The sequence below is a fragment of the Citrobacter amalonaticus genome (assembly GCF_001559075.2).
Classification (GTDB): domain Bacteria; phylum Pseudomonadota; class Gammaproteobacteria; order Enterobacterales; family Enterobacteriaceae; genus Citrobacter_A; species Citrobacter_A amalonaticus_F.
This window is the reverse complement of record NZ_CP014015.2, coordinates 1,100,038-1,113,478: the sequence shown is the minus strand read 5'-3', so window position 1 is coordinate 1,113,478 and position 13,441 is coordinate 1,100,038. Positions and strand designations below refer to the sequence as shown.

The 13,441-nt window shown below is 54.5% G+C and carries 13 protein-coding genes and 1 pseudogene; 7 read left to right on the top strand and 7 right to left on the bottom strand.

Annotated elements, in window-relative coordinates:
- Positions 1-48: 48 nt before the first annotated feature.
- The 3 genes from AL479_RS05350 to AL479_RS05340 are packed head-to-tail and all read right to left on the bottom strand — an operon-like array spanning position 49 to position 2,558.
- A complete protein-coding gene (locus AL479_RS05350; RefSeq protein ID WP_061075336.1) occupies positions 49-288 on the bottom strand; it encodes a DUF2164 domain-containing protein in 240 nt (79 codons plus the stop codon).
- Between the two features lie 9 nt (positions 289-297).
- Complete coding sequence (locus AL479_RS05345) at positions 298-1,581, bottom strand: DUF445 domain-containing protein (protein WP_061075335.1); 1,284 nt, start codon at positions 1,579-1,581, stop codon at positions 298-300.
- A gap of 50 nt (positions 1,582-1,631) precedes the next feature.
- On the bottom strand, positions 1,632-2,558 hold the full coding sequence (locus AL479_RS05340; RefSeq protein WP_061075334.1) for a LysR family transcriptional regulator: 927 nt from the start codon (positions 2,556-2,558) through the stop codon (positions 1,632-1,634).
- A 224-nt stretch (positions 2,559-2,782) separates the two neighbouring features.
- Between AL479_RS05340 and AL479_RS05335 the strand changes: the two genes are divergently transcribed.
- Positions 2,783-4,021 (top strand): dicarboxylate/amino acid:cation symporter, encoded by a 1,239-nt coding sequence (locus AL479_RS05335; RefSeq protein ID WP_061075333.1) that lies wholly within the window; start codon positions 2,783-2,785, stop codon positions 4,019-4,021.
- Between the two features lie 26 nt (positions 4,022-4,047).
- Positions 4,048-5,238, top strand: a complete 1,191-nt coding sequence (gene metC / locus AL479_RS05330; protein ID WP_061075332.1) for a cystathionine beta-lyase — start codon at positions 4,048-4,050, stop codon at positions 5,236-5,238.
- A 31-nt stretch (positions 5,239-5,269) separates the two neighbouring features.
- Here metC and mdtM read toward each other — a convergent pair whose 3' ends face one another.
- The 3 genes from mdtM to AL479_RS05315 form a co-directional block, all read right to left on the bottom strand.
- Positions 5,270-6,502: a multidrug efflux MFS transporter MdtM gene (gene mdtM / locus AL479_RS05325; RefSeq protein ID WP_192575256.1), complete on the bottom strand. Its 1,233-nt coding sequence runs from the start codon at positions 6,500-6,502 to the stop codon at positions 5,270-5,272.
- 325 nt (positions 6,503-6,827) lie between these two features.
- A complete protein-coding gene (locus AL479_RS05320) occupies positions 6,828-7,469 on the bottom strand; it encodes a LysE family translocator (protein ID WP_061075330.1) in 642 nt (213 codons plus the stop codon).
- Positions 7,470-7,517: 48 nt separating this feature from the next.
- Positions 7,518-8,333 carry a helix-turn-helix domain-containing protein gene (locus AL479_RS05315; RefSeq protein WP_061075329.1) on the bottom strand — a complete coding sequence of 272 codons (816 nt, stop codon included), beginning with the start codon at positions 8,331-8,333 and terminating at the stop codon, positions 7,518-7,520.
- 219 nt (positions 8,334-8,552) lie between these two features.
- On the opposite strand from AL479_RS05315, the pseudogene AL479_RS05310 reads away from it, so the two are divergent.
- A pseudogene (locus AL479_RS05310) lies at positions 8,553-8,768 on the top strand (hypothetical protein); the annotation flags it as partial.
- A gap of 86 nt (positions 8,769-8,854) precedes the next feature.
- Here the strand turns inward: AL479_RS05310 and AL479_RS05305 are convergent.
- The gene (locus tag AL479_RS05305) at positions 8,855-10,267 is read right to left on the bottom strand and encodes a PLP-dependent aminotransferase family protein (RefSeq protein ID WP_061075327.1); all 1,413 of its coding nucleotides are present in this window, start codon (positions 10,265-10,267) and stop codon (positions 8,855-8,857) included.
- Between the two features lie 176 nt (positions 10,268-10,443).
- On the opposite strand from AL479_RS05305, the gene AL479_RS05300 reads away from it, so the two are divergent.
- The 4 genes from AL479_RS05300 to AL479_RS05285 all read left to right on the top strand — a co-directional run bounded on the left by AL479_RS05300 (position 10,444) and on the right by AL479_RS05285 (position 13,350).
- On the top strand, positions 10,444-10,608 hold the full coding sequence (locus AL479_RS05300; RefSeq protein ID WP_071887591.1) for a DUF1127 domain-containing protein: 165 nt from the start codon (positions 10,444-10,446) through the stop codon (positions 10,606-10,608).
- Positions 10,609-10,758: 150 nt separating this feature from the next.
- Positions 10,759-11,223: a MarR family winged helix-turn-helix transcriptional regulator gene (locus AL479_RS05295; protein ID WP_061075326.1), complete on the top strand. Its 465-nt coding sequence runs from the start codon at positions 10,759-10,761 to the stop codon at positions 11,221-11,223.
- Between the two features lie 5 nt (positions 11,224-11,228).
- Entirely contained in the window at positions 11,229-12,296 is a 1,068-nt protein-coding gene (locus AL479_RS05290) for an HlyD family secretion protein (protein ID WP_061075325.1), read from the top strand.
- Entirely contained in the window at positions 12,286-13,350 is a 1,065-nt protein-coding gene (locus tag AL479_RS05285) for a DUF2955 domain-containing protein (RefSeq protein WP_061075324.1), read from the top strand. The genes AL479_RS05290 and AL479_RS05285 overlap by 11 nt, the downstream gene beginning before the upstream one ends.
- The last annotated feature ends 91 nt before the right edge of the window (positions 13,351-13,441 follow it).

The following is a 13,441-nucleotide window of genomic DNA, read 5'->3' as shown; positions in this document are numbered from 1 at the left end:
TAACCATGTCAATGTTATGGATTTATTGATCTCCCGCCAGGTAAGGTATTATAAAATCTTCTTCAGATCCATCTCTTCCTGGATGCGTTCGCTCCAGGCCAGATGTGTGCGAATCGCCTCCTCAATGCCCGCGTTGTAGTACGCAGGCCCCAGTTTTTCGCTAATAAAATCAATAAAAAACTCGGCGTCGAACTGTTCCAGCTCCAGTTCGAAATGATCGCGGCAGTAGTCTCTGAGCGCATCGCGCAGACCGTCGCGCTCCGCCGGGGACAGGGTAATGTCAGCCATTTTTTCTCCTTAAAAAGTGGACAGTGCGGGCAGCAGTGAGGGGATTTGCGACAACAGATATAACACGAGCCCGATTGTCCCGCCCACCAGCGTGCCGTTGACGCGGATAAACTGCAAATCTTTCCCGATGTTAAGTTCAATCTGCCGCGACATATCGCGGGCATCCCAGCTTTTCACCGTATCGCTGATGTGGCGGGTCAGGAAGGCGGCAAACTCCGGTGCCACCCGGTGGGCGGCCTGCTCCAGATGGCCATTGAGCGAGGCGCGCAGCGCATCGTCGGCGATCAGCGTTTCGCCAAACCACTGTCCGGCATGGGCGATTCGCTGCTTTACCCTGGAGTCGTCGGCGTTGATATCCTGCTTCAGCCATTGACGTAAGTCCGCCCACAGCTCGCCGAGATAGCGGTTAAAGGCCTCATCTTCTTTCAGGTAATCCTTGATGCTTTCCGCCCGGTTCGCCATCTCCGGATCGTTTTTCAGTTTGTCGATGAGCGTAAAGGTGGCGCGATCGAAGGCGTGGCGGATCTGATGCGCGCGATCGTGGCTGATGTCGTCGAGCAGCGAGTTCACCGCCTCCGAGACCAGCTCTGCGCTGTGCTCGCCCAGCCATTCGGTAGGCAGAATTTTAGCCTTCAGCGGATGCTCGGTCTCCAGCCAGTGGACGATTTGCCGGGCGATAAAGGTCCTCGAACTGTCGCGCTGGAGGAGCGCGATCAACTGGGCGATCAGCGTATCGAGCAGTACCTGATGGCGATCGTTTTTGGTCATACTTTCCAGCATCAGGGCGCTGGTGCCGGAGAGGTCGACCTTATCAATCGCCTTATGCACCGCGCGCTTTAGCAGGCGCTGGATACGGGCATCGTCGGTCAGTTCCAGAAAGCCACTCATGATCTGTAACAGATGCAGTCCGACCCGTTGGGCGTTTTCCGGCTGGCTGAACCAGTTACCAATCAGCAGTGCGGGTTCATGACGGCGGATCAGCGCGACCAGAGACTGGGTGTCGAGGAATTTCTCCTGCACAAACTGCCCCAGATTCTCGCCGATGCGATCCTTATTGCGGGGAATAATCGCCGTGTGCCGCGAAATGAACGGGAGAGGGACGCGGCGAAACAGCGCCACCACCGCGAACCAGTCTGCCAGAGCACCGACCATCGCCGCCTCGGCAATGGCTTTGATCCCGCTGACCCAAAAGCCGGGCGGCAGGAAGAGGGTGATGACGAACGTGGTGGCAGCGATCAGCAGTAACGAAAGCGCCAGCAGTTTGGCGCGTTTGAGTTCAGCGATTTTATTCATAGGGTTAAGGATAGAGCCAGACGGGGGGATCGTGCAAAAACAACCGGGGATCAGCCGGGGATCCAGTTGTCCCACGTTGGCAGTGTTCCTAACTCCGCGACCAAAAAATCAATAAACGAACGCACCTTCGGATTGCTGTATTTGCTGGGGAAATAGAGCGCGTAAAGAGCGTGCGTTTCGCAGGTGATCGTGCCGTCGAGCATCAACGGGGTGATCTCCTCTTTCTGGATATGATCGCCAATCAGGTAGGTCGGCAGATAGGCCACGCCCTGATCTTCCAGCACCGATTTCAGCAGTACCAGGCTGCTGTTGGCCTGGATCGGCATATTCAGTTTCAGTTGATGCAGGCGATCCTGTTCGTCGGCAACTTTCAGAATCGGCGTCAGACCGGGGTAAACCAGACAGTCATGATCCACCAGATCGGTACGACGCAACGGCATCCCTTTCTTCGCAAGATACCCGGGAGAGGCGCAGTACGCCCAGCGGATCGGCACCAGTTTACGCATGGCATAGTTTTGCGGCGGGGCGGTGGAGATGCGCAGGGCGATATCGAAATCCGTGTCGTTCAGATTGACGAAGTTATCGTTGAGATCGATATACAGGTTCACATCCGGGTACTGGGTGCGATATTTGTCCACCAGATTGACCAGTCGGGAATAGCCGAAAGCAATCGAACAGGTAATGCGTAATTCACCCTGCGGGTTGTGATAATAACCAGAGGTGGTATTTAGCGTTTCATCAAATTCTTTCAGTAATTTATTGGCCCGGTTAAACAAATATTGCCCGGCGTCGGTCAGCGTAATACTGCGGGTCGTACGCTTAATTAATGTTGTCCCCAGCGTATCTTCCATTGCCGCCAGACTTTTACTGACCGCGGACGGCGACACGTTAAGTTGCACCGCGGCTTCAGATAATCCTCCGCAGTCCACAATCCGGACAAAAAATTCTAAATGCTTGAGAGAAATGGGTGTGCTCATTGTTTCCTTTTACTCACAAGTGATTTGCAAAAACGGTACGAATAGGCCGTTACATTGGGTTTTGAAACATGTAACTATTGAATCACAGGAAACGACCTACGCACAAAATGAAAAAATAACAGCTTAAGTGAGTTGCGTCACAAATAGTAAGGAGGCAAATACAGAACGTCGCCAAATTGTGAATTTACTCTCATTTAATTCCATTCTTATAAAAGGTACCGATTATGTGGACACGACTCGAACCCTACAAATCGTCAATTATTTTATTACTTGCTCTGGTGGCAGGTGGTTTATTAGGGATTTTAGCCCCCGCGTTTGCCAGTAAACTCCAGCCGATAGGTCAGATTTTCCTGAACCTGTTATTTATGATTATCGTTCCGCTGGTGGGAATCAGCGTAATGTCCTCCATCGCCAGTATGACCGACCTGAAACGCTTAGGACGGATTATGGCGATTATCTTTATCGTTTCCATCGCGATGGCGTTTATTCCGGCAGCCGGGATTGTGGCGTTAGCCCTGTGGTACAACCCGGCGCAGGGGGTCACTATCGATCTCTCGCAGTCCGTACAGGCGGGCAGCGGCAAGATGGATTTTGTCAGCATGATCACCACCAATGACTTTATTGGTCTGTTTTCTAAGTCGAATATCCTTGCGTTGATCGTGATGGCGATCATTGCCGGGATCGCGATTGGGCAGTCAGAACAGGCGGGTAAACGCATTGCTTCGCTGCTGGAAGATGCCAACACCGTCATTATGAAGATCGTGTCGATCATCATGAAGGTCGCGCCGCTGGGGCTCGGCTGTTACTTTGCGGCGACGATGGCCAGCCAGGATTCCGGACTGCTGCTCACCTTTGCCCGGGCAATTGGTCTGTTCATGGTTGCCACGCTGGCTTACTACATTTTCGGTTCTATTCTTTACTCTTACATTGGCGGCGGCGTACCGGCCGTGAAGGCCTTCTGGCGCCATGCCATTGAGCCTTCTGTCACGGCGCTGGGCACCTGCTCTTCGCTGGGAACGCTGCCGGTGACGCTGCGCGCGGGCAAAGCGATGGGGATTAACCCGGAAATTGTGGATGTCTCGATCCCACTGCTGGTCAACCTGAACAAAGGCGGCGTGGCGATGATCGCGGCGCTGAAGATCGTCTTTATTTACTCAGTGTTGGGGATCCCATTCACCACGGAAACCTTCTTCCTGACCATGCTGATCGCCGTGCTTTCCGCGATTATCGTTGGCGGGGTACCAGGCGGAGCGTTCCTCGGGGAGATCTTTATCGTCACTACGCTGGGACTGCCGATGGAAACCATTCCGATGTTAGTGGTGCTGGGCACAATTACCGATGCCCCGGCGACGCTGATTAACGTGATTCATGATTTGAATGCGGCACAAATTGTAGAACGCTTCTCCGGGAAAAAGTCGGTGAATGCAGAGATGAATGCGACGGCTACGGTCGCCGAGGTTTAACGCACGGATTAAGGATAAGAAAGGTTATGAAAGATTCAGTGAAACTCGAAACCCAGTTGATCATCGCCGGACGCGATAAACGCTATACCCAGGGCGCGGTAAACCCGGTTATCCAGCGCGCCTCTTCGCTGGTGTTTGATACCGTGAAGGACAAAAAATTCGCCACCGCCAATCGCGCAAACGGCGAGCTGTTTTACGGTCGTCGCGGCACTTATACCCACTTCGCGTTCCAGAAGGCGATGAGTGAACTGGAAGGCGGTGTCGGCTGCGCGCTCTATCCGTGCGGTGCGGCGGCGGTGACGAACGCGATCCTCGCGTTTGTGCAGGGCGGCGATCATCTGCTGATGACCGGAGCGGCGTATGAACCAACACAGGATTTCTGCAATAAGATCCTGAGTAAATTCAACGTCGAAACGACGTACTACGATCCGATGATCGGTGCCGGAATTGTCGATCTGATCCGCCCGGAAACCAAAGTGGTGTTTCTTGAATCACCGAGTTCGATCACCATGGAAGTGCAGGATGTGCCGGGAATGGTGAAGGCGATCCGCGCGGTGAACCCGGAGATCGTCATTATGATCGACAATACCTGGGCGGCGGGCGTGTTGTTTAAGGCGCTGGACTACGGAGTGGATATCTCAATTCAGGCCGGCACCAAATACACGATTGGTCACTCTGACGGCATGCTGGGAACGGCGGTATCCAACGCCCGTTGCTGGGATCAGTTGCGTGAAAACTCGTATCTGATGGGGCAAACGCTGGACGCCGATACCGCGTATAACGGCAGTCGCGGTCTGCGTACGCTGTTGGTGCGTCTGAAGCAGCATCAGGAGAGCAGCATTCAGATTGCCCGTTGGCTGTCGGCACGCGCGGAGGTGGCGCGGGTGAACCATCCGGCGCTACCGGAGTGTCCGGGCCATGAATACTTCACGCGTGATTTCAGCGGCAGTTCTGGTTTGTTCTCGTTTGTGCTGAAAAAGCGACTGACGGATGAGCAGTTAGCGAACTTCCTCGATAACTTCTCGCTGTTCCACATGGCTTACTCTTGGGGCGGGTTTGAGTCGCTGATTCTGGCGAACCAACCGGAAGAGTTGAACAGCATTCGCCCGGCCGGGGATGTTGATTTCAGCGGGACGCTGGTGAGGGTGCATATCGGCCTGGAAGATATCGGTGATTTGATTGCCGACCTTGAAGCCGGATTTGCCCGCATTGCTTAAAAAAAACGGCCCCGCATGACGGGGCCTGATTTTATTTCTCTGTTGCCAGTTCCGTTGCATGATACTGACGTACCCGCGTTAACAACCCTTTCAACGTGAATACCACCGCCACTCCCGCAATAACCGCCAGCAGGTGAAACGGGATCCGGCCGCCGTTAAACCACAACCCGCGACCGATTTCGACGGAAACGGCCATCACCGCCAGGATGACCATGTTCAGCGAGGCCGACACGGTTCCTTTCGGCAGGTTGTTGGTAAACAGCGTGAAGCGGAACAGCGTCGGGAAGATAAGCCCGATACCAAACGCATACAGGCTGGTGCCCAGAACCGACCACAGCCACACGTGAGGCCAGAAAAGGTTCCCGGCGATCAGGACAAACAGGCCGCTGAGCTGAATGGGCACCGCACGCCAGATGAAGCGCGGGTCGGTCGGATCTTTCACAAAACGTGCAACGACCATGTTGGCGACGATGACCGCACCGAACACCGGAACCTGCACCCAGGCGAACTGTGAGGACGTCATGCCACCCGCGTCGATCAGGATCACCGGAGAAACGGCGACCCAGCTCATCATTGGGATGTAACTCAGCGAGATCGTGGCGACGCCAAAGAGGAACACGCGGTTGCGAAAGACATCGCGGAAATCGCGTACGACGCTGATCGCACTAAACGGCACCGCGCCGCGCTGGACCGTTTCCGGCATCGCCAGCAACAGGCCCATAAAGGCGATAAACCCCATCACCGCAATAATGGCAAACAGCACCTTCCAGTGGACGAAGTGCATCAGCGCCGCGCCGGAAAGCGGGCCGATGATCGGCGCCACCAGCACGATAGAGGTGATGATCGCCATCAGCTTGATGGCTTTCGTTTGTCCGAACGCCTCCTGCACCGTGACGTAGCCGACCGTCGCGATAAAGCAGATGCTGGTGCCCTGCACCACGCGCGCGACCAGAAACTGTGTCATTGAGGTAGTGAACAGCGTGGCGGTACAGGCGAGGGAAAAAATGAGCGCCCCCGTGACCAGTACCGGACGACGACCGATCCGGTCGGAAAGCGGCCCCAGCAGCCATTGCAGCGCCATTCCTCCCGCGAGATAGAGACTGACCGCCGCCGGCGCCAGACTGACATCGGCATCAAACTCCCGCACGACGTTGATGATGCCCGGCTGAATCAGGTCCGTCGACAGATAGGCGGCAAAATCGTACAGAATCAGCGCCATTGGAAAGAACAGCGTCATGGCGTGCCGCTTGAAAAACTCAATAATCCATTGCATACAAAACGAACTCCATGTGGAGAACCCCTTAACGGGAACAACGAAATTCAATACTGTCACAGGGACATCAGGCAGAAAATAGAGAACAGCAGACTGCGGATGTACTGAATTTCATGTAATCAAAAGCACTGCCTGTGGGAATCACAGACAGGGGAACACATTCTGAATCTTGTCAGAATGTGTAGCGATTACAGATGGTTATCAGCACATCACACCTCGGGAAAAGTAAGTTGAACGGAAAATATACACCTTAAGTGTCATTATAATTTGATGTTAGTCAATAGAATGAGCTGAATTCATTCAGGGCATCAATAGACTACGGGAAGAGAAAGCGCCAGACGATCCCACAACCAAAGGCGATCAACACGCCCCCGGCAATGCGTTCGATCCACACGATCCCATGGCTGAGCCGTCGCTGGATAAACGGCAGGCCAATCCCCATGACAATCAACAGATCCCAGCACAGCACGACGCTGGTCATCCAGATGCCGCTGACGGCCTGTTGCACCAGCGTCACTGACGGGCCAAGCAGGGCGGTCATCAGCGCCAGATAGAACAGGGCGTTTTTCGGGTTGAGTAGTGACGAACCCAGTCCCAGCAGCACCTGTCTGCCCAATCCCGGACACGTGGACTGGGCATCTGCACCCGTCAGTGTTTGCGGACGACTGCGTAGCAGCAGGCTGCCGATCCACAGTAAATAAAGTGCGCCCAACAGTGCGATCAACGTGAAGAGCAGAGGATGCTGACGGAGGATCCCCCAGCCAGCAATCGCCAGCAGGATATAGATCCCGTTACCGGCGGCGATCCCCAGGCACAGCCCGACGCTACCGCGCAGTCGATAGCGAACGGCGTAGCCCACCAGTAAAAAGAAATCCGGTCCGGGGCTGAGCAGCGCCACAAAGTGCGCCAGCGCCAGGGCGGGAAATGCAGGGGGAAAGAGTACAGACAACGGTTCCATAGTGACCTCAGTGTGCAAACCTGAGTTCACGCTACGCCCGGTGAAACGCTAATTATTGTCTGATATTGATCGTCCCCGCGCATACTGGCGCGGCGTGGCGGCGGTATAGCTGACAAAGGTGCGGTGGAAATGACTCTGGTCGGCAAAACCACTCTGATAGCCGACGTCGGCGATATCGTCGCCGGCGCGCAGTCGCGTCCTGGCAAAATCGATCCGCGCGATGTTCAGATAGCTGCCCGGCGTCAGACCGGTGTCCTGCTTAAAGGTACGGATCAGCGTCTCTTTGCGCATGCCGAACTCTTGCGCGACATCATCAAGCGACGGTGGAGAAAGCAAATTGCTTTGCAGTCGCGCTTTCAGAGACTGACTGGTCGCACGCGGACGCGGCGGATTTCCTGACTGCAAAGGGAGTGCGCGCAGCAGGAGGCGGACGGCATCGATAATCGGTGCGGTTTGCCGTTTCTCCATCAACGCCACAAGGTCGAGAAAGTGCTGAAAGCGTTGTGGATCGCGGATCACCGGTTCCGGGGCGAAAAACGGTGCAGGGATTGTCTGTTCGGGCAACTGAGCAAGACACCAGTCCGCGTCCAGGTAGAGCATATGGTAGCTGCGATACTGCCCATCGACCGGGTTACAGCTGTGCGGTACCCGTGGCGGGATCACTATCAGGTCGCCCACCTGCAGACGGTATTCTTTGCCACCGCTGACACAGCAGGTTTCACCTTCCAGAATGGCCCCAACAGAGAGTTGCGCATGGTGATGGCGCTTATAGGCCTGATGACTGCGCCAGGTGCTGCGCAGCTCCAGCCACGCAAGCCGTTCATCGCGCCAGAACGATTGTGGAATATCTCGGGTGTGGGTCACAGTTAGTGCCTCCGGCAAAGTGATGATTTGTTATATCACAGGCCTGGCGAGAAAAAGCATTGTAGAGATAGGATGTGGCGCTTCTGTGCACATCATTCCGAGAAAATGTATCGATTGCAGAGGAATATATTTACTGCTGAAAACGTCTCGCAAAGATAAATAGTCGCAGATGAGAAGTGAAATCCTTCGCGCTACTGTCACATTCTTGACTCCTGGGGACGGATGGCACTGCTGGAGCTTATTCAAAAGCATATCCGTAAGCGGGATCTACAGGGACTCGTGGAACGACTTGCCGTGTTGCTCATTACCGGTTGCGCTAATGACAGACAATTGAAAGCGCTGTTTAATTATTTACTGATACAGCATGGACATACGCCCCGTTTCATCGGATTTCTTGAGAAAGTGGCTGAGCGTGTGCCTCAACACAAGGAGAGATTTACCGGACTTTCCGCAGAAGAGATGCAGAGTGTGATCCACTGAATGTACTGTGTGGCGTTCAAGCCGTCCGGGAAGTCGAGTGTTTACTCCATTGCGACTTTGATCGCCTCGCCCAGTTTCTGCATTACGTCCCGGTGCTTCTCGTTGGGCGGGAGCGCACAGTTTATGCGCACGCAGTTGCGGTATTTCCCGGATGCGGAGAACAGTGAACCCGGTGCAACCTGAATTTTCAGGCGACAGAGTTGTCTGGAGACACAAACCATATCGACCTGCTCCGGGAGTTCGACCCACAACATAAAACCGCCTTTTGGTCGCGTCACGCAGATCCCACAGGGAAAATATTCCCGCGCCCAGCAGGTATATATCTCCATATTACGCTGATAAATCTGCCGCATTCGCCGGACGTGGCGGTGATAGTGTCCTTCCTGGACAAACGCTGCCGCGGCCAGCTGTGTTGCCGGAACGCCAGTGCCACTGGCGGAATATTTCATATGCAGTAATTTGTCATGGTAGCGACCGGGGACGACCCAGCCGACACGCAAACCGGGAGCAACGGTTTTGGTAAAGGAGCTGCACAGCACCACACGCCCGTCGATATCCCAGGAGTGAATTGTTCTTGGGCGCGGATACTCCGTTGCCAGTTCGCCATATACATCATCCTCGAAAATCACAATGTCGTGGCGTTGAGCGAGGGCCAGAACGGCTCGCTTGCGCGCATCCGGCATGATAAATCCCAGCGGATTATTACAGGCAGGTACAAGGATAATTCCTTTTATTGGCCACTGTTCAACGGCGAGTTCCAGGGCTTCAATGCTGATCCCGCTATCGGGATCGGTAGGAATTTCAATAACCTTTAGATTAAGACCGCGCAGCAGATGTAATGTGCCGTAGTAGGCCGGCGATTCGACAGCAATAATGTCTCCCGGCTTGCATATCGCCAGCAACGACAACGACATTGAGCTTTGACATCCATTAGTGATGATAATGTCGTCTGCGGTCAGGACGGAGCCACCGTCCAGCATCAGACGGGCGATTTGTTTGCGCAGGTTCAGGCATCCGGGCAAATCATCATAGCCGAGTACAGCGCTTTGATTATGCTGTGCCACCCGGCTGAGTTCTCGCCAGAGTGGTTTCAGGCTCGGTTGGCTGACATCGGGTATTCCGCTGCTGAATGAAATGATCGAATCATCGCTATGACCCGCAAGCATGTTCATGACCTGGTCCCACTGGGTAAATTCAACCGGACGCTGTACCGGACGCGACATTGGCGGTACCGGCGGCTGCGCTTTTTGTGGCGCAATGAAGTAGCCTGAACGGGGCTGCGGCGTGATGAGTTGCAGTGATTCCAGTACCTGATACGCCTGCTGTACGGTGCTGATACTGACACCGTGCTCCTGACTCAGACTGCGTACCGACGGCAATTTCTCTCCGTGACGATACAGCCCTTGTTCAATACGCTCGGCCAGCAGATTGGCCAGATGTTGGTAACGCGTCATGCTGTATCCCTCGAAGATGCCATACAGATGTAAAAACCAGTACAGACAGGTGCAAAATATGCGATGCAGAGACAGTATTAGCGAATCTGTATGTTAAATAAAAGCTGTTTTTGAATCTGTATCGATCCACCCGAAAACCGCCAGAATAAAGGCTCTGGTATGAGAGGGGGTGGAGTATGGAATTTCATGAAAACAAAGCAAAGCAGCCGTTTATTGGTTTTGTCCTGATCTGGCGAGCGTTTAAAAAATGGCGCCTGCAGGCGCAAACCCGGCGGATACTGCAACAGATGAGTGATGAACGGCTCAAGGATCTGGGGTTGCGCCGGGATCAGATTGACTAGCGTGATGGCGAAAGTCAGAGGCTGGAGGTTGAACCCGTCCGGCCTTTTTTACATTCATCAAATTTATCAATTTATGCTTCCTGACGGCATGTTTCTTGATACTTACCCTGATAAGTATTATTTTCTCTTTCGCTAAAAGAGGAAAGAGACATGACTGAAGATGAGCTGTTTGCCCGCCGCCCGTTGGGGATGCGGATGGCGATGGTAGTGCGTCAATGGCGTGCCATCATTGATGCGGCGATCACCGATACCGGCCTGACCCAGTCCAGCTGGACGGTGCTGATGCAACTGCATCAGTTAGGCGATAACGTCTCGGTCAGCGAACTGGCGGAGGTGCAGGGTATTGAACTACCACCGCTGATGCGCACTCTCACACAACTGGAAAATCAGGGCTATCTGGTGCGTTCCACATCGCCTTATGACAAACGCATCCGTCTGCTGATGCTGACCGCGGAAGGCCGTGCCCGACTGGTAGAGCTGAACCGGATGATTGAGGCCTATCAACGTCGCGTCACGCGTACCATTCCTGAAGCGGATCTCGCTTCCTTCAGCGCCACCCTAAATTTAATCGCCTGCAATTTGCGGACAATCCGCGAAGAAGATAATCAACACTAAAAACTATGATGACCCCAGAACAGAAGTTTGCCCGTTGGGTAAGGGTGAGTATTGCCGCTTTCCTTGCCATATTCGCCTGGTTTATCGTTGCCGATATCTGGATCCCGCTGACGCCGGACTCCACGGTGATGCGCACCGTGACGCCGGTTTCGTCGCGCGTTTCCGGGTACGTCTCGCACGTCTACGTGCAGAACAACAGTCAGGTAAAAAAGGGCGACCTGCTTTATGAGCTGGATCCCACGCCATTTATTAACAAAGTCGAGGCCGCGCAAATCGCCTTTGCGCAGGCCAGACTGAGCAATCAGCAACTGGATGCACAGATTGCTTCTGCCCGCGCTAACCTGCGTACGGCCGAATATACTGCGCGTAATGACAAGCTGACGTTCGATCGCTATCAGCGGCTAAGCACGATGCAAAACGTTTCGCAGGCGGATCTCGACAAGGTACGGACGACCTGGCAGACCAGCGAACAGTCGGTAACCGCTCTGCATGCCAACATCCAGAATCTGCTGATCCAACGCGGCGAGCGCGAAGACAGCCATAACGTGACGCTGCAAAAATATCGCAATACGCTGGAAGAGGCGCAGTTGAATCTGGCATGGACAAAAGTGCGTGCAGAGACGGACGGAACGGTGAGTAATCTCCAGCTTAACGCCGGACTTTACGCCACCGCCGCCACGCCACTGCTGGCGCTGGTCAGCAATCAGACGGACATCGTGGCCGATTTTCGCGAGAAAAGCCTGCGTCATACCCGCGTGAATACCGATGCCGCGGTGGTGTTTGATGCCATGCCGGGTAAAGTGTTCCGTGCGCGCGTTACCAGCAGCGATGCGGGGATCCTCGCCGGACAGGAGGAGGTAAACGGTCAACTGTCGCAACCGGAGCAATCCACGCGCTGGGTGCGCGATGCGCAGCGGATGCGCATTCACGTAACGCTCAGTGAGCCAATGGACAAACCGTTGCCGACCGGTGCCCGCGCCACGGTGCAGTTGTATAACAGCGAAGGCCCGTTTGCCCGAACATTTGCTGGTGCGCAAATCCGCCTGGTCAGTTGGCTGCATTATGTCTATTAACACCCTGGCGCGTGTATTCACGCCACATGACAACATCGTCTATACGGCTAACGACTTTCGCCAGACTCTGCGGATAGCCGCCGCCGGGACGATCGCGCTAAGCATTTCGACCTTTTACAACGTCCAGTACGGCGTGTTTTTTGTGGTGTATCCGCTGATGCTGATGTCGCTGGTGCCGGTATTTAACCGCCACGTGGCGCGGCAGTTTGTGTTCAGTGCGGCGGTGAACTGCATCGAAATGGTGCTGATTGTCGGTTATCTCTCGCAGTGGCCAGTGATTATGACGCTGGTGGTGTTTGGCCTGTATGTGATGCGCTTTCGCTTTATGAGCAAGGGACCGCTGTTTCTGCTGGGGTCTATGGGCGTGGTCTGCCAGAGTACGATGCTCAATTTTATGAGCTATCCCACCACAGACTGGCACACGCTGATGTTTTCCAACATGGAAGCCTGTGTGATGGCGGTAGCGCTGAGTGCGCTGCTGCACTATCTGATCCCCGACGTGGAGCCGCGCAAACCCCCGCCGCGTATTGAGAAAGATGACGCCCGCATTCGCCACGAATCGCTGCTGTCCGGGACCGTTGCGACGATGATTTTTGTCATTTTCCAGCTCTGCGATCTGAGCGATTCGCTGTCGGCGCTGATGGCGGGGATTTTGATTCTGTTTCCGATGCATTATCGCGGCGCGGTTTTGAGTTCTCTCTGGCGCGTCGTCGGCGTGGTGCTGGCCTGTCTCTATATTCTGGTGGTGCAGTTGCTTATTTATGATTTCAGTAATCACATGTTGCTGATGATGCCGCTGATCGGTCTCGGGTTGGCCTTTAGCGCCCGTCTGCACGTAATGGAAAAAGTGGGCGCAGGCGTTGGTTTCGCCAGCATCACCACCATCGGCATTATGTTCGGCCAGAATCTGCACCCGAACAGCGATTTAGTGTTCAGCGATCTGTATCGCATCACCTCAGTCACCGTCGCGCTGCTGGCAACGCTCACGATGGTGTTTCTGGTCCACCGCGTACTCAACTGCTTTGCGGCAACACGGTTTGTGATTACGGAGTGAATGCCGGGTGGCTACACCTTATCCGGCTTGTGGGGGTTATGTCTGGGGAGAATCGTAGGCCCGATAAGCGTAGCGCCATCGGGCATGGGAA